Source organism: Nitrospira defluvii (genome assembly GCF_905220995.1).
Taxonomy (GTDB): domain Bacteria; phylum Nitrospirota; class Nitrospiria; order Nitrospirales; family Nitrospiraceae; genus Nitrospira_A; species Nitrospira_A defluvii_C.
The window spans coordinates 71,032-88,217 of record NZ_CAJNBJ010000022.1; the positions used below are offsets into that span (position 1 = coordinate 71,032).

8 protein-coding genes are annotated in these 17,186 nt (G+C 63.3%); all 8 read left to right on the forward strand.

What is annotated here, in order from left to right; genetic code table 11:
- The first annotated feature begins 1 nt into the window (after window position 1).
- Window positions 2-4,540 (forward strand): type I polyketide synthase, encoded by a 4,539-nt coding sequence (locus KJA79_RS22695; RefSeq protein ID WP_213044394.1) that lies wholly within the window; start codon window positions 2-4, stop codon window positions 4,538-4,540.
- A gap of 10 nt (window positions 4,541-4,550) precedes the next feature.
- Window positions 4,551-6,263, forward strand: a complete 1,713-nt coding sequence (locus KJA79_RS22700; RefSeq protein WP_213044395.1) for a cyclic peptide export ABC transporter — start codon at window positions 4,551-4,553, stop codon at window positions 6,261-6,263.
- A gap of 54 nt (window positions 6,264-6,317) precedes the next feature.
- Window positions 6,318-7,703 carry a diaminobutyrate--2-oxoglutarate transaminase gene (locus KJA79_RS22705; RefSeq protein ID WP_343224283.1) on the forward strand — a complete coding sequence of 462 codons (1,386 nt, stop codon included), beginning with the start codon at window positions 6,318-6,320 and terminating at the stop codon, window positions 7,701-7,703.
- The gene (locus KJA79_RS22710; protein WP_213044397.1) at window positions 7,700-10,087 is read left to right on the forward strand and encodes a penicillin acylase family protein; all 2,388 of its coding nucleotides are present in this window, start codon (window positions 7,700-7,702) and stop codon (window positions 10,085-10,087) included. Before KJA79_RS22705 ends, KJA79_RS22710 begins: the two co-directional genes overlap by 4 nt.
- Before the next feature lie 34 nt (window positions 10,088-10,121).
- Window positions 10,122-10,376 carry an MbtH family protein gene (locus tag KJA79_RS22715; RefSeq protein ID WP_213044398.1) on the forward strand — a complete coding sequence of 85 codons (255 nt, stop codon included), beginning with the start codon at window positions 10,122-10,124 and terminating at the stop codon, window positions 10,374-10,376.
- Window positions 10,370-11,131: a thioesterase II family protein gene (locus tag KJA79_RS22720; protein ID WP_213044399.1), complete on the forward strand. Its 762-nt coding sequence runs from the start codon at window positions 10,370-10,372 to the stop codon at window positions 11,129-11,131. The genes KJA79_RS22715 and KJA79_RS22720 overlap by 7 nt, the downstream gene beginning before the upstream one ends.
- Before the next feature lie 67 nt (window positions 11,132-11,198).
- On the forward strand, window positions 11,199-12,215 hold the full coding sequence (locus KJA79_RS22725; RefSeq protein ID WP_425518134.1) for a TauD/TfdA family dioxygenase: 1,017 nt from the start codon (window positions 11,199-11,201) through the stop codon (window positions 12,213-12,215).
- Window positions 12,209-17,186, forward strand: a 4,978-nt coding sequence (locus KJA79_RS22730) for a non-ribosomal peptide synthetase (protein ID WP_213044401.1), incomplete at its 3' end; no start/stop codon positions are given. The genes KJA79_RS22725 and KJA79_RS22730, both read left to right, overlap by 7 nt.

The following is a 17,186-nucleotide window of genomic DNA, read 5'->3' on the forward strand; positions in this document are numbered from 1 at the left end:
TATGGATCCACAGAGTATAACGACCGAGCAGCAGGATGGCTTGGACATTGCCGTGATCGGCATGGCCGGTCGCTTTCCCGGGGCGCCCGACGTCGAGACGTTTTGGCGGAATCTCTGCACGGGGGAAGAATCAGTCTCCGCGCTGACCCTCCAACAACTCTTGGATGCCGGTGTCGATCGACAGACGGCCGAACGCACGAATTATGTGAAGGCCCGCGCCATTCTGGATGGGATCGATCTGTTCGATGCGCCCCTGTTCGGGATGACACCGAAGGAAGCGGAGATGACGGACCCCCAACAGCGCCTGCTGCTGGAATGTGCCTGGGAGACGTTCGATCGGGCGGGATACGATCCGTTGCGGTATTCGGGCTCGATCGGGGTGTATGCCGGCTCCAGCACGAGCGGCTACCTCTATCAGTTATTCCCGCGCCGGGTCCTGTTGCAATCGCCGGCAGAAATGTCTGCGATGTTGGGGGTCGAGAAAGATTCTCTGGCCACGAGGCTGTCGTACAAATTGAATCTCCGTGGTCCGAGCCTCGCTGTCCAGACGGCCTGCTCCACGTCCCTGGTCGCGGTCCATTTGGCCTGCCAGGCTTTGCTGAGCGGTGAATGTGACATGGCCCTCGCGGGCGGGGTGTCCGTTACGGTGCCCCAAACGGTCGGGTATCTGTATCAGGAAGGAGGCATCGTCTCACCGGACGGGCACTGTCGCGCCTTCGATGCGAAGGCGGAGGGCACCGTCGGGGGCAGCGGGGTCGGGCTCGTGCTGTTGAAGCGGCTCCACGATGCGCTGGTCGATGGCGACCACATCCTGGCCGTCATCAAAGGGTCGGCCGTCAACAACGACGGCGCTTCGAAGGTCGGGTATACGGCACCCGGGGTCGAGGGACAGGCCCGTGTGATCACCGCTGCCCATGTCGCGGCCGGTGTCGACGCCGAGTCGATCTCGTACGTGGAGGCGCATGGGACCGGTACGCCGATGGGAGATCCCATCGAAGTGGCGGGACTGACGGAGGCGTTTCGTGCCACCACAGCGCGAACGGGGTTCTGTGCGATCGGCTCAGTCAAAACCAATATCGGACACCTCGATGCCGCGGCCGGTATCGCCGGGATGATCAAAACGATATTGGCCCTCGTCCACCGGAAGATTCCAGCCAGCTTGCATTTTACCGATCCCAATCCCGCCATCGATTTCACCGTCACGCCGTTTTACGTGAATCGGATGTTGACACAGTGGGAGGGACGCCGTCCGCGGCGTGCAGGCGTGAGTTCCTTCGGTCTCGGCGGCACCAACGCCCATATCGTGCTGGAAGAGGCACCGGCCGCCCCCGCCGCTTCGGCATCGCCCGACGAGAGACCTCGACTGCTGATCCTCTCGGCTCGCTCCAAAGAAGCCGTTGCCAAAGCAGCGGAGTGCCTGGCCGACTCCTTGGCCGCGACTCCCGACGTCGATCTCGACGATGTGGCGTACACACTGCAGGAAGGTCGCCGGACCTTTCCCTATCGCCGCTGGGTCGTGGCTCAGTCGGTTGAGGAGGCTCGCCAGTGGCTTGCCGGTCCGGGGATGCTCTCCGGCGCGTCGGGCCCGATCGCGGAGACCGATCGCGTCGCCTTCATGTTTTCCGGGCAGGGCTCACAATACGCCCACATGGGGCGGGCGCTCTACGAACATCAGCCGACATTCCGGCAAGAGATCGATCGTTGCGCCGATCTGCTCACGCGCCATCTCGGGCGGGACATTCGCACGGTACTGTTCCCCAACGTGGCCGGGGAGAGCGAACTGATCCATCGCACGGCCATGACGCAGCCGGCGTTGTTCGTTCTTGAGTATGCGCTCGCGCGCACCTGGATGGCCTGGGGCGTCTCGCCCGTCGCCATGATCGGCCACAGTATCGGTGAATACGTCGCCGCGTGCCTGTCCGGGTTGTTCTCCTTGGAGGATGCGCTCGCGGTGGTTGCGATGCGAGGGTGGCTCATGCAGGAGTTGGCGACGGGAGGGATGGCCGCCGTTTCCTTGACGGAAGCGGAGCTACGCCCTCTGCTCGGCCCGGGACTGGACCTCGCGGCGGTGAACGCTCCGACACAATGCGTCGTCTCCGGTCCGCAGGAGTCGCTCACGAGATTCGAAGACGACCTGGCGGCCCGCGGCATCACGCTGCGCCGGCTTTCGACCTCTCACGCGTTTCACTCGGCCATGATGGAGCCGATGCTCGGGCGCTTCTCCTCCTTCCTTTCGACCGTGACGTTTCATGAGGTGCGAATCCCCTGGGTCTCGAACGTGACCGGGGGGTGGATCCGTCGCGACGAGGCCGCCGATCCGGCCTACTGGGTCTGTCATCTTCGCGGGACCGTCCGCTTCTCCGACGGCGTTCGTACGTTGTGCGAGGGGCCGCCGCCGATCCTGTTGGAAGTCGGACCAGGTCGCACCCTGCAGACGCTCGCGCAACGCCATGCCGAAGCCTCGGCCGTTCCTATCCTGGCGTCCATCACGGGACGAGAGCAACAGGAGGTGGCAGGTCTGTTGATGACGCTGGGGTCCTTGTGGGGCGCCGGGGCATCGGTTGATTGGAACGGAGTGCGGAGTGGGCGACGCGGCAGGCGAGTGCCCTTGCCCGCCTATCCGTTCGAACGGCAACGTTATTGGCTCGAGACTCGGCAGGACGCGCCGCAGTCGGCTTCTCTCAACAGCCGCAGAGATCCCTCGCAGTGGTTCTATCAACCATCCTGGAAGCGGTCGGTGCTTGTCTCCAAAAGGGAACTGCGCACCGACGGCCACTGGCTGATCTTCGTCGATGATGATCGAGCCGAGGGCTGGTTGCGCGCACAGTTGACGCCGCTGGTCGGCTCGGTCACCACGGTGCGTCCTGGGGCCGGATTTGTCCGCGAGTCCGACGGTCGCTATCGGCTTCGTCTCGATTCACACGACGATCATGAGACGTTGCGCCGGGAATTGGCTGCCGGCGGCGCCGACCCATCTTGTCTGGTTCAGGCCTGGACGTTGGACGGCCTGTGGGGGCAGGGACCTGACGAGGATCGACTTCGCGCGGCGCAGACGCGAGGGTTTCTCCACCTGATGTTGTTGGCGCAAGTCTTCGGCGAACCCTCTGAGACCCGTCCCTCTTTTCTCATCCTCACCCAGGGGCTCCATCACGTCACCGGCGAAGAGCGCATCTCCCCGGAACGGGCCACGCTCCTGGGTGCCGCGTTGGTCATGCCGCAGGAATACCCCGGCCTCTCGTGCCGGGTGCTCGATCTGGACCACCGACTGTTCGACGCTCCCGCGCCGAACCGGTGGGGAGAGCGGTTGGTCTCGGAAGCGTCCGCGGCCGATCTCGATCCCATCGTCGTCTACCGCGGTCCGCATCGATGGGTGCGAAGCTTCGAGCCGCTGCCGCCTGAAGCAACCGCGGATGGACGATGCATGCTGCGTGATCGAGCGGTCTGTCTGATTACCGGCGGATTGGGTGGAGTAGGCCTGCGCATGGCGGAACAGCTTATCCGCAGCAGACATGTGCGAGTGGCGCTCGTGGGCCGCTCCCAACCGTCGACTGAACAACGAGAGACGGTGGCGAGTTTGGAACGGCTCGGGGCCGAGGTCTTGCTGTGCCGGGCCGACGTGGCCGACCTCGCGCAGATGCGGGAGGTCATCGAGCAGGTGCATGCACGGTTTGGCCCCATCCATGCCGTCATTCATGCGGCAGGCGTCGCGGGCGGCGGATTACTGGCATTCAAAACGACTCAGTCCGTCTGGGAGGAGTTCCGGGCGAAGGTTCTGGGTGCCGCAGTGCTGGACGAGTTGTTTCGGGAGGAGCCACTGGACCTGCTGTTGTTCTGTTCGTCTTTGACGGCCGTGGTCGGCGGGATCGGGCAAAGCGCCTATTGCGCGGCGAATGCCTATCTCGATGCCTTGGCGCAGGCTGGTCGAAGCGCGGGGCGGCGCATGCTCTCCGTCAACTTCGACCGTTGGCGCCATGTCGGCATGGCGATCAAGGCCGAAGCCGTCATGCGCACCCTGGGCGTCGGCGACGCCGAATTGGACGGCATGACTGAGCAGGAAAGCCTAGAGGTCGTTCGACGCATACTCCAGGGACCGGACCTGGCGCAGCTGGTGCAATCCATTCGCGACCTGCCGGCCTTGATCGCCACAGATGGACAACCGCTCGCATTGAACGGAGCGCTCCGGTCGCATTCCGGCATGATCACGGCAAACGCATCGTCTTCCAGACCTGTTCCTGAGGATCGCGAGGAACTGGAACGACAACTTGAAGGACTCTGGCGCCACGTGCTGGGGGTGGAACAGATCAGTCGCGAGCAGGATTTTTTCCAGGCAGGGGGAGAATCTCTGGCTGCGCTGCAGCTTCTGAATCGTGTGCAGGAGCTGTACCGACTGGAGGTGTCGTTGCGGGACTTCTTCTCTGCTCCGACGGTCTCGGGTTTGGCTGCAACCATTCGTGCCGCGCAGGCGTCGGGGGAGCGCGAGGAAGCGGGGATCGTGCCCGTGCCGCGCGCATCACGACGGTTGCGGAGTGTCACGGCGTAGGGCTAAGCGGATGGATTTGATTCGATTCTTGCTCAAGAAATCCTGGGGGCTGATGTGCTGCTCGATCGCGGCCGGCCTGATCAGTGGGCTTGCGGGAGCGGGATTGATCGCGGTGATCCATCGAGGCATGAACGAATCGCCGGTCTCGGCGTCCCTGGCCTGGAGTTTTCTTGGACTGGTAGTCGCGGTGGCCGTCTGCAAGGCCCTCTCGGAAATTCTGCTCACCCGGCTGGGACAATCGACGATCTCGGAACTTCGGTATCAATTGAGCCGCCGCATCCTCGATGCGCCCCTCGGGCAACTCGATCGACTGGGCCATCACCGGCTGTTGGCCGCCTTGAGCGAGGATACCGACGTGATCGCGCAGGCCTATGTGCAATTGCCCCTGATCGGCATCAACGTGGCGACGACGCTGGGTTGTCTGGCCTACCTCGGCTGGTTGTCGTGGCCGATCCTCTTGCTCGTGTTGAGCGTGATGACCCTCGGCGCCCTGACCTTTCAGTGGCAGGAACGCAAGGCCATCGCGTTTTTCACGCGATCCCGCGAGACCAGCGATCGTCTGTTTGGCCACTTCCGCTCGATCATGGCGGGGATCAAGGAACTCAAGCTGCATCGCGGGAGGAGACAAGCGTTTCTCGACGATCAACTCAGGCACACGGTGAAGACCTATGAGCGGGACTTCGTCGGTGGCATGACGGTCTATTCCATCGCGTCCAGCTGGGGGCTGCTGTTGTTCTACGTCGCCATCGGCACGGTCTTGTTCGTCTGGCCGTCATGGCACGCCGACTCGACGGACACCATCGTCGGGACGACGCTGGTGTTGCTGTACCTGATGGGGCCGTTTTCCCAAATCGTCGAATTGCTGCCGGGCGTGGGGCGCGCCAACGTGGCGTTGAACAAGATCGACACCCTGGGGTTGTCGCTCGCTGCTGCCACGGACGGCGACCGGCGCGAACCAGATCGGCAAGCGGAAGGGATCGGCGTCGACTTGAACGTTCGCGGGTGGACCCGGCTCGATTTGGTCAACGTCACACACCAGTATGCCCGGGAAGGCGATGAACGCCCCTTTCTGCTCGGGCCCATCGATTTGACGTTCCGGCCCGGCGAGGTGACGTTCCTAATCGGCGGCAACGGCAGCGGCAAGACGACGCTGGCGCTCTTGCTCCTCGGACTCTATCCGCCGGACGGCGGGCATATTGCGTTGGACGGTGTGCCGATCGGCGACAGCAATCGCGAAGCCTACCGGCAGCTGTTCTCAACCGTATTTTCCGATTTTCATTTGTTCGACTCGCTGCTCGGACTGGAGCAGGACAATCTGGATGGGGTGGCGCGCGTGTACCTTGAGCGACTGCGGCTGGAATCGAAGGTCCGTATCGAAGGGGGGACCTTCTCCACCCACGCGTTGTCGCAGGGCCAACGCAAACGACTCGCCCTGCTGACGGCCTACGTCGAGGACCGGCCCTTTTATCTGTTCGACGAGTGGGCCGCGGATCAGGATCCGTTGTTCCGCAAGGTGTTTTATACGGAATTGCTGCCCGATCTGAAGGCTCGGGGAAAGGCGGTCCTGGTGATCACGCATGACGACCGCTATTTCTCTTGGGCCGACCGGTGTATCCGACTGGATCTCGGTCGATTGGTCGAGTCTCCCGAGGCGGCCGACCTGGCCGGGGAGCAGACATGGTCGTCGCCGTCCCGTTCGCACGGGGCCGGCACGGCTTCATAACGTGATGGGTCTTTGTCGCGAGGAGGTGTGGTGATGTCGGTTCACGTGGATGAAATGTGGGAAGCCCTCCCGACCGGTTGCGTCTCCCCCAGGGAGCTGTCGCGGGACAATCCTTACCTGGAGCGCCAGGCCGCGCGGGAATCGAATGCGCGCAGTTATCCCCGACGGCTGCCGTTGGCCCTGAGCAAGGGAAAGGGCCTGTATGTACAGGATACCGACGGCCGTAGCTATATCGATTGTCTGGCCTGCGCCGGGGCGCTGGCCCTCGGACATAACCATCCGGTCGTCGTCGATGCGATCAACCGCATGTTGCGGGATGGCCTGCCGTTCCAAACACTGGACCTGACGACACCCGTGAAAGACCGGTTCGTGAGTACGCTCTTCGACTGTCTGCCGGCTGCATTTGCCGAAGGCGCGAAAATCCAGTTTTGCGGACCCTCTGGCGCGGATGCGGTGGAAGCCGCCATCAAGCTCGTCAAGATCGCGCGCGGGCGCCGGACGGTGTTGGCGTTTCACGGGGCCTATCACGGGATGACGCACGGCACCCTGGGACTGACGGGGCATCTGGCGCCGAAGGAAGCCGTGAGCGGGCTAATGGCCGACGTACATTTTCTGCCGTTTCCCTACGATTACCGTTGTCCTTTCGGTGTCGGCGGGGAAAAGGGCGTGCGACTCTCCTCGGCTTACATCGAACGGATGCTAGACGACCCCAACAGCGGTGTCGTGGAGCCGGCGGCCATGATCTTGGAAGTCGTGCAGGGGGAAGGTGGGGTCATCCCGGCGGCCGTCTCGTGGCTTCAAGAGATCCGCCGCATCACCGCGCAACGGGGAATTCCCCTGATTATCGACGAGGTACAGACGGGACTCGGGCGAACCGGTCGTCTGTTTGCGTTCGAACATGCCGGCATCGTGCCTGATGTCGTGGTGTTGTCGAAGGCCGTCGGTGGAGGGTTGCCGCTCAGCGTGGTCGTCTATCGACCCGAATGGGATCGATGGACCGCCGGGGCCCATGCCGGCACGTTCAGGGGCAATCAACTTGCCATGGCGACGGGCCAGGCCACCATGGAATTCATCGTGGCCGAACGGATCGACGAACATGCGGCCCGCATGGGGGAGCGTCTCTTCGGATTGCTCCGACGGATTCAGGCCGAGTCCCGGAGCATCGGCGATGTACGGGGGCGCGGGCTTATGCTGGGCGTGGAAATTGTGGACCGGGATGAGCCGACCGACTTCCCGGGTTGTCACCCCTGTGCTCCGGGACTCGCATCGGCGATCCAGCACGAAGCCCTGCGTCGAGGGCTGATCCTCGAGTTAGGCGGGCGCCATAACAGCGTGGTCCGTTTTCTGCCGCCTCTCATCGTGACGGCGGAGCAAATCGATACGATCGCCACCATCTTCGCAGATGCCGTGAGGGCAGCTGAACAACAACACGAGGCATGATGACCGGGCGCCGTCTCTTCGCCATTGTCATTGGGAGCATGGTCGCCGGAGCCGCCGTTCTCTGGCTGGTCTGCTCCGCCTCGCTGCCGGTTCGCGACGGCGCCTTGACGCTTCCGGGACTGCAGGCGCCGGTGGCGGTGGCCTTCGACGGGTATGGCATCCCGACGGTGACCGCCGAATCCCGCGTCGATGCCTTCCGGGTGCTCGGTTATGTGACGGCTCAGGACCGTCTCTTTCAGATGGATCTCCTGCGTCGCACAAGCGCGGGACGGTTGGCCGAGATCTTCGGCGACCAGGCCGTGCCGATCGATGTCAAACAGCGCCGGCTCGGTTTGTCGAGGGTGGCGGAAGCGGTGCTGCGGAGGCTCCCCGCGGATCAGTCGGCCGTGCTGTCGGCCTACGCCGAGGGCGTGAATACGTTTCTGGACGAGATGAGGATCCCGCCGTTCGAATGTCTCGTGCTGGCCTATCGTCCGACCCGCTGGGAGCCGACAGACAGTCTCCTGGTCGTTTTGGCGATGTTCCAGATGCTGAATGGTTCCGAGGATGACGAACGGATGCGAACCGTGATGAAAGCCTCGCTGCCGGAAGATGTCGCGGGATTCCTGCTCCCTTCGTTGGACCCATATACGGCACAGCTGCTGAGGGGAGGGAATCGTCATGAGCTGCCGGCTCCGGTACCGGTGGAAGCCTTGGCCGCACTTCGTCGGACAGGGGCGCAGAGCCGCTCGTCGCAGATGTCGATGGTGCCGAGCCGGAAACGGGAGATCGGGTCGAACGCGTGGGTCGTGGGACCGGCGAAAACTGCGGACGGCAGAGCCATCCTGGCGAACGACATGCATCTCGATGTGGGAGTGCCTAACATCTGGTATCGAGTTCAGTTGCGCTATGGGAGGAGTGAACTCAGCGGAGTCGTGGTGCCCGGCATTCCGGTTGTCATTGCCGGTTCCAACGGGTCGGTGTCCTGGGGCCTCACGAACGTCGAAGGGGATTTTCTGGATCTCGTACGCCTCGAACTCAACCCGCAGAATCCGAACGAGTATGCCACGCCCGAGGGGTGGGAGCGGTTCATTCAACGCCAAGAGCGCATTGCCGTCAGCGGCGGCCCTGATCGGATCGTGGACATTCAGGAGACGCGTTGGGGACCTGTGGCGGAGGAGCCGTTGATGGGACAACCGGTCGCACTCCGTTGGACGGCCTTGGATCCGGAGGCGGTGGATCTCGGCTTGCTTCACATGGACCAGGCCCGTTCAGTTTGGGATGGCATCGCCGTCGCCACGCGGGCGGGAACGCCGCCGAACAATATCCTCTTGGCAGATGCCGGCGGGCACATTGCCTGGACGTATATGGGAAGAATTCCAATCCGGCGTGGTCTGGATGGGTCGGTCAGCCAGTCCTGGTCCGATGGACGGACTGGATGGAGTGGGTTCATTCCGCCGGACGAACTTCCCCGAATCGTTGATCCTCCCTCCGGGTACCTCGTAAGCGCCAACCACCGTATGACGGACGAGACCTATCCCTACGTCATCGGCCACGCGTATGCGAGCGGGTACCGTGCCTTTCGAATTACGGAACGACTGCGCTCCATGGAGCGGATTCGAGAGCAGGACCTGCTGGCGCTCCAATTGGATACGACGACCCAGGTCTACGACTTCTATCGCGACCTGTTGCGAGGCCTGCTCACCGATGACGTCATCGCCCGCCGCCCCGAGCTGGCGGACGCACGCCAGGCCGTCGAGACGTGGGATGGACGGGCCGACAAGGACAGTCGAGGATTCGCGTTGATGGTACTGTTTCGCCGAAATCTAAGTGCCTCCGTCTTCGCTCCGTTCCTCCAAGGCTGCCGAGAGAAAGACGCCGGTTTCGTGTTTGACGGCGATCTCAATACGCCGCTCAGGAGTCTGCTGATCGAGCAGGCTCTCCCCACGTTGCCCGACCCCGTGACGTTCACGGATTGGCCGTCGTTCCTCCTTCATCAATTGGCTGAGACCGTCGCGGCCCTCAAGACCGACTACGGGATCTCGCGCATCGACGAGCTGGCGTGGGGCACGGCGAATCGAGTGCGCATGGCCCATCCGCTGAGTGAGGCTCTTCCGATCGTGGGACGATGGTTGGACATGGGGGATGATGCCGCTTCCGGCTGCGGACCCTGTGTGCGTGTGCAGAGCGGGAGCTTGACGGCCAGTGAACGGATGGTGGTCTCACCGGCGCACCATGCGGACGCGTTGTTTCATATGCCGGGCGGCCAGTCCGGGCATCCGCTCTCATCGCACTACCGCGATCAGCAACGCAACTGGAGTCAGGGCCTCCCGACCTCGTTGCTGGCCGGAAAACCGATTCAGACACTGAAGTTTTCGCCGGAGAGTCGTGCCACTCGATTGTAAAGTCGCAGCTCACTCACAACACACAGGAGGCGTCATGGGACAGGACGAACAGGAAGACACAACGATCTACAAGGTGGTGGTCAATCATGAGGAGCAATACTCCATTTGGCCTTCCTATCGCGATAACCCGCTGGGCTGGAAGGATGCGGGCAAGACCGGCCTGAAAGACGAATGTCTGGCCTATATCAAGGAAGTCTGGACGGATATGCGGCCGCTGAGTCTGCGCAAGTGGATGGCGGAGCAGGCTGAGCAGACTGAGCAGACGGAAAACCAGGCGGCGCCATGCTGACCACGACCGATCGCCGCCCGTGGTTGGTGACGTGCCGCCCGGGGACCGGTCTTCGCCTGATCGGCTTTCCCTATGCCGGAGGCGGCCCATCCCTGTTCCGTTCGTGGCCGTCCGACCTGTTGCAGGACATCGAGCTATGCGCGGTGCACCTGCCGGGCCGGGAGGCCAGGATGAAGGAGGAGCCGATCGGGGACCTGCATCGCGCGGTCGGGGAGTTGGTCGAGGCGATCGAGCCGGTCTGCCACAGACCCGTGGCCCTGTTCGGCCACAGTATCGGCGGATTACTCGCCTTTGAATGCGCCCGCGAGTTGCGCCGCCGCTTCGACATCACTCCCGTCCATCTGTTCGTGTCTGGCTGTCCTGCTCCGCAGCTGCGCGACCACGACCGGCTCTTCGATCTTCCCGACGAGGAGTTTCTGGAACGGATGAGGCGGTTCAACGGGACGCCGCGCGAAATCCTGGAGCATGCCGAACTGATGGAATTGATGCTGCCGACGCTGCGCGCCGATTTTTCGTTGCGCGATACCTACGTCCATCACGAGGCCCCGCCCCTGAGCTGTCCGATCACCGCCTTTGGCGGCATGGCGGATGACGCGGTCGGAGCCGCCAAGCTAGAGCCGTGGAGGGAGCACACCGCGGACGGGTTTCAATTGTGGCTGTTTCAAGGGGATCACTTCTTCATCCGGACCGCGCAATCGGTCGTGGCGGAGACGGTGACGTTCATTCTGCAACCCTACATGCAGACGCGACGGTGACGCGGCGGATCGACCCTGTCCCCGTCAACCTGAAGCCGGAGGTACCACGATGAATCATGAAAGAGGAATGTCCTGTGCGCCGCTCGCCGGCGTCAATGGCAGTCTGCAGGAGCAAGGGGGACTGACGGCCGAGCCGCTCACGGCCGACGGCCGTCTGCCCTGCGTCGTGACTCCCACGGTAGACCGTCGATTGGACGAGTATTTCGAAGCTGCCCGTTACTATGCGAACACCTTGCTGCCCTCCTGCGGGGGGTTGCTGTTTCGCGGCCTGCCGGTTCGCTCCGTTCACGACTTTGAATCCTTCGTGAGTGCCTTCACGACCTCCCTCGTGTCTTACGAATTCGGTTCAACGCCGAGATCGCAAGTCCAACGGCACGTCTATACCTCGACGGAATATCCGCCGCACCAACACATTCCACTGCACAACGAACAGGCCTATACCAGGGAATGGCCGATGAAGATTTGGTTCTACTGCGGTCATGCGCCCGTCGAAGGCGGGTATACCCCGATTGCGGATAGCCGCGAGGTCTATCGATGCATACCGGCCCGCATTCGCGAACGGTTCGCCGAAAAGCAGATCATGTACGTCCGCAACTACGGAAACGGCTTGGACGTGCCGTGGCAAAAAGTGTTCAACACCCAAGACCCAGCGGTCGTGGAACAATTCTGCCGCGACAACAACATTCACTACGAGTGGAAGGAAGACGGTGAATTGCGAACCAGGCAAGTGGCGCAGGCGGTCGCGACCCATCCTCGCACCGGCGAACGGGTGTGGTTCAACCAGGCCCACCTGTTTCATGTCTCGAATCTCGATCCGGCAGTGCGCGAGGCCCTCTTGGCCGTCGTGTCGGAAGAGGACCTTCCCAGAAACGCCTGTTACGGCGACGGGAGCCCGATCGAAGCCGATCTTCTCGATGAAATTCGAGACGTCTACCGGAGCCTTGCCGTGCAATTCGCCTGGCAGCAAGGCGACGTGATGATGCTCGACAACATGCTGGCCGCCCACGGCCGGACGCCGTTTACCGGGCGCCGGCAGATCCTCGTCGCCATGGCCGAACCGAGGGGAGCCCAAGGTCCATGCTGATGCCTCAGGATCGCGCACAAGAGCCGGCGGCGGAAGCGGAACAGTATCTGTTTCCGATGAGCTTCGGGCAACGGCGGTTGTGGTTCCTGTCACAGTTGGAACCGGACAGCGCCTCCTACAACACGGCCATCGCGGTGCGGATGGAAGGGCGGGTGGATCGGGAGATCCTCCTGGACTGTTTCAATCGCATCGTGGCACGGCACGAGGTCCTGCGCACGACCTTCGGGTCGGAGGAGGGCGAACCGGTCCAGATCGTGGCGGCGGCCGGTCATGTCACCTTGGAATGCGACGTTGTGGAGAATCGACCGGAGGCCGTACGACAGGCCGCGCGCGAGGAAGCGCAGCGTCCGTTCGATCTCGAGCGTGGCCCTCTGCTGCGGCTGCGCCTGTTCGATATCGCAGAACACGACCATCTGCTGGTGGTCACGTTGCACCATATTGTGTGCGACGGCTGGTCTGCGCAGATCCTGGCGCGTGAATTCGCCCGACTCTATGCCGCGGCGGTGATCGGGATCGAGGCGCCCCTCCCGAACCTGCCGATCCAATATGCCGATTATGCGGAATGGCAGCGCGGGTGGCTGCAAGGGGAAGTCCTGGAGCGTCAGCTGGCCTATTGGAAGAAACAGTTGGCCGGGGACCTGCCCGTCATCGCGTTGCCCACCGACCGCCCGCGTGGAGCCGTCCAAACCTCGTCGGGGAGCCGTTATGACTTCGCCATCCCGACGTCCATCGCAGCGGGCTTGCGGGACCTCAGCCGCCGGCACAACGTGACCCTGTTTATGACCCTGTTGGCCGCATTTCAGACCTGGCTGATGCGCTACACGGGCCTCGAGGATATCTGTGTCGGGACACCCATCGCCTGCCGGACGAAACGCGAGACGGAAGATCTTATCGGTTTTTTTGCGAATACTCTCGTGCTGCGGACGAACCTCTCGCACAACCCCACGTTCCCCCAACTGCTCGAACGGGTCCGGGAAGTCGTCATCGGCGGGCAGGAGCATCAGGAATTACCGTTCGAAGAACTGGTGGATACGCTGAAACCGGCGCGAGCCCTGAGTCATTCTCCCTTGTTCCAAGTGTTGTTCGTGCTCCAGACCGCGCTGAACGAAGCCCTGTCGCTCCCCGGGTTGCTGGTCGAGATTACGGAAGTGGATACCTCGGCCGCCAAATTCGATCTGTCGTTGGACATGGCCGAAACGGAGACGGGCTTGGAAGGAGTCTTCGAATACAACACCGATCTGTTCGATGAGCAGACCATCGCCCGCATGGCCGAGCACTTTCAGACCCTGTTGGCCGGCATCTGCGCGCAACCGGATCGCAGGCTGAACGAACTCCCGTTCCTTTCGCCGGAAGAGCAACTGCAGGCGCTGTTGGTCGGGCCGGAGCCTTCCGTCGATGCGGCGGGATTCTCCGACTTTGCCGCGGCCTTTGAGGCACAGGTGGAGCGGAGCCCGGACGCCGTCGCCGTCGAGTGCCGGGGAGTGACGCGAACCTATGCGGAGCTGAAAGGGGAGGCCGATCGGATTGCCCATGCACTCTCGACCGTCGGCGTGGGGCCGGATACGGTCGTGGCGCTTGTGTTGGATCGCGGCATCATGTTGCTGACAGCCATCGTGGGGGTACTGAAAGCGGGCGGCGCATATCTGCCGCTGGACCTCACACATCCGGCGGCTCGCTGGAACGAGGTCATGGCTTCGAGCGGAGCTCGCGTGGTTGTGACGAGCGAGTCCGCGCGCGCCTTGCTTCTGGAGGCCAGTCCGCTGGTGTCGTCGGGAGCCGTCGCGCTGGTCAGCATCGACGGGCTTGGAAGCATGGGCACCGCTTCGTGTGCGGCTCGCCGCTGTTCGCCCGATCAGTTGGCCTACATCATCTATACCTCAGGCTCGACCGGCAGTCCCAAGGGGGCCATGGTCACGCAACGGGGCTTGATGAACCACCTCTGGAGTAAACGCGAATCGTTAAGCCTTGGCTCGTCGGATGTGGTGGCGCAGACCGCCTCTCCCTGTTTCGATATCTCCGTCTGGCAACATCTCGCCGCGCTCTTGTGCGGGGGCCGAACGCTGATCGTCCCTGAGGACGTGGCGCGCGATCCATCGCGCCTGCTGCATTACCTTGACCAGGGCAAGGTCACCGTGGCCGAGACGGTACCGATCTTGCTCAAGGGTATGTTGGACAGCCAGGAGACGGCGAGCCTCCGACCGTTGCGCTGGTTATTGCCCACCGGCGAAACCCTGCCGCCGCAGCTCTGCCGGGAATGGCTCGAGCGCTATCCCTGCATCCCGTTGGTGAACGCCTATGGCCCGGCCGAATGTGCGGACGATGTCGCCACGGCGACGATCGCCACCCCGCCGACGGCCGACGATGTCTGCATGCCGATCGGACGCGCCATTCGCGGCATACGACTCGTCGTGCTGGATCGCTGGCTGGCGCCGGTGCCGGTCGGGGTACCGGGCGAATTGTGTATCGGCGGCGTCGGTGTCGGGCGCGGCTACATCAACGACGCGTCACGCACGGCTGCGGTGTTCGTTCCGGATCCGTTCGGGCCGGAGCCCGGCGCGCGGCTGTATCGCACCGGTGATCTGGTGCGCGTGCGGCGCGACGGGAATCTGGAATTCCTCGGGCGAGTCGACCATCAAATCAAACTACGTGGCGTGCGGATCGAACCGGAAGAGATCGACGCTCGTTTGCGATCGTTGCCCGGCATTCGGGACACGGTCACGGTCTTGCGAGAGGACCGTCCGGGCCAAAAACGGCTGGTGGCCTATGTGGTGACGTCAGGCGATCCTTCGCCATCTGTCGAGGAGTGGCGCGGCGCCCTGCGGCGGCAACTCCCCGAGGCGATGATTCCATCACAGTTCCTGTGTGTCGAAGTCATCCCTCGCACGGCAAACGGCAAGGTCGATCGATTCTCCTTGCCGAAGCCACCGGAAGGGAGCAGCGAGGAGTATGTGCCTCCACGCGATGCCGTCGAAGCGCAGCTCGCAGAGATTTGGGCGGACGTCCTGCAGATCGAACGGGTCGGGATTCATGACAACTTCTTTGAATGCGGGGGGGATTCCATCCTCAGCTTGCAAGTGGTGAACCGTGCCAGGCACCGGGGGTTGTCGTTGACCCCGAGGCAGCTCTTTCAGCATCAAACCATCGCCGAATTGGCTGCGGCATCGGCCGAGCCCCACGAAGGCAGTCCGCAACACAGTGCGACCGATCTGTCTGCCCGCCTGCTTGACGAGGCCTCGTACGCCGCAGCGGAGGCAGCCTGTCCGACCCTCGAAGATGCGTATCCGCTGAGCCCTCTGCAGCAGGGCCTGCTCTTTCACAGCCTCTATGCCCCAGGATCCGGCGTCTACGTCGAGCAGATGAGTTGGCGCATGCAGGGTACCCTGGACCCATTGCTGTTTCGCGAGGCGTGGCAGCGGATCCTCGATCGACATCCGGTCTTGCGGACGAGGTTGTTGTGGCGTGAGGTTTCGTCGCCGATCCAGATCGTGCTGCCCTCCGTGCGGTTGCCCTGGGCGGAGTTGGATTGGCGTGACTGTCCACCGGACGAACAGGATCGTCGGTTCAATCGCTTGGTAGAAGAAGACCGGCGGACCGATTTCGACTTTGAACGGCCGCCGCTGATGCGTCTCGCGCTGATCCGTCTCGCGCAGGAGTCCTACGCGGTGTTGTGGACGCACCACCACATACTCATGGATGGCTGGTGCCTGCCGATTCTGTTGCAAGAGGTCTTGAGCACCTATCAGGCGAGGCAGCGCGGAGAGCCGTTGCGGATCGAACCGGTCGTGCCCTATCGCCATCATATCGCCAGGCTGCTTGCTCAAGACCAGACCGAGGCCGAGCGCTTTTGGCGTGCGGCCCTGAAGGGCAAGACGACGCCGACGGTTCTGGGTGAAGAGATCGTTGCCGATCAGGTTGCGCCTGGTCCCCCCAACGGCATCGCCACCGTCGCACTCTCCTCCGAGGCGACCGCACAATTGCGCACCTTCGCGCAGACGCATCGGGTGACGCTCAATACGCTCGTGCAGGGGGCCTGGGCCATCCTGTTGAGCCGCTACAGCCGGGAATCGGACGTCTTGTTCGGGACGACCGTCTCCGGCCGGTCCTCCGACCTTCCGGGGATCGACACCATGATGGGGCTCTTCATCAACACCCTGCCGTTACGTATCCGCGTCGCGCCCGATGCGGTCCTCTCCGACTGGTTACAAACGTTGCTGGCGCAGAACGGCGAACTGCGGCAATTTGAGCAGACCCCGCTGGTGCAGATTCAAAGCTGGAGCGAGGTGCCGCGAGGGCAGCCGTTGTTCGAAAGCCTGGTCGTATTCGACAACCATCCCATGGACGAACGCCTGGAAGGGGAGACGGGCGTCACCGTGGAGCAGGTAGTCCTGTCCGGGCAAACAAACTATCCCTTGACCCTGAACGTGTTGCCGGGGAAGGAGCTCACCTGTTCGCTCTGGTACCAACGGAGCCGGTTCCGGGACGACAGGGCGCATCGCCTGGTCCGACAGCTGGAAACGCTGCTCATGGGCATGGTGCAGGCACCCCACGGGCGCCTGGGCCTCCTTCCCCTGATGGACGAAGCGGAGCGGGGGCAGGTGGTGGGGGGGTGGAACCAGACGGCGCGGGCCTATGCGCGGACGGCCGTGCCGGCGCAGATTGCGGCGCAAGCGGCGCGGACACCGGCGGCCATCGCCGTGCGGGCGGGCGCGACGACCGTGACCTATGCGGCGTTGCTCCGGCAGGCGTACCAACTTGCCCAGGCCCTCCGTCGCCGCAGAGTCGGACCGGAATGCCTCGTGGCGGTCGCGCTGGACCGGTCGGTGGAGCTCGTGGTCGCCCTGCTGGGCACCTGGTATGCGGGGGCCGCCTTCGTGCCGCTCGATCCGTCGTACCCCGTCGAGCGGCTGCGCTACATGCTCGACGACAGCCAGGCGGCGCTGCTCGTGACCGACCGTGCGCAAGCGGCGCGGT

Bases quoted from the DNA above. Each gene is read 5' to 3' on its own strand.
- KJA79_RS22700 (WP_213044395.1), top strand. From the start codon at position 4,551: ATGGATTTGATTCGATTCTTGCTCAAGAAATCCTGGGGGCTGATGTGC.
- KJA79_RS22710 (WP_213044397.1), top strand. From the start codon at position 7,700: ATGATGACCGGGCGCCGTCTCTTCGCCATTGTCATTGGGAGCATGGTC.
- KJA79_RS22715 (WP_213044398.1), top strand. From the start codon at position 10,122: ATGGGACAGGACGAACAGGAAGACACAACGATCTACAAGGTGGTGGTC.
- KJA79_RS22720 (WP_213044399.1), top strand. From the start codon at position 10,370: ATGCTGACCACGACCGATCGCCGCCCGTGGTTGGTGACGTGCCGCCCG.
- KJA79_RS22695 (WP_213044394.1), top strand. From the start codon at position 2: ATGGATCCACAGAGTATAACGACCGAGCAGCAGGATGGCTTGGACATT.
- KJA79_RS22705 (WP_343224283.1), top strand. From the start codon at position 6,318: ATGTGGGAAGCCCTCCCGACCGGTTGCGTCTCCCCCAGGGAGCTGTCG.
- KJA79_RS22725 (WP_425518134.1), top strand. From the start codon at position 11,199: ATGTCCTGTGCGCCGCTCGCCGGCGTCAATGGCAGTCTGCAGGAGCAA.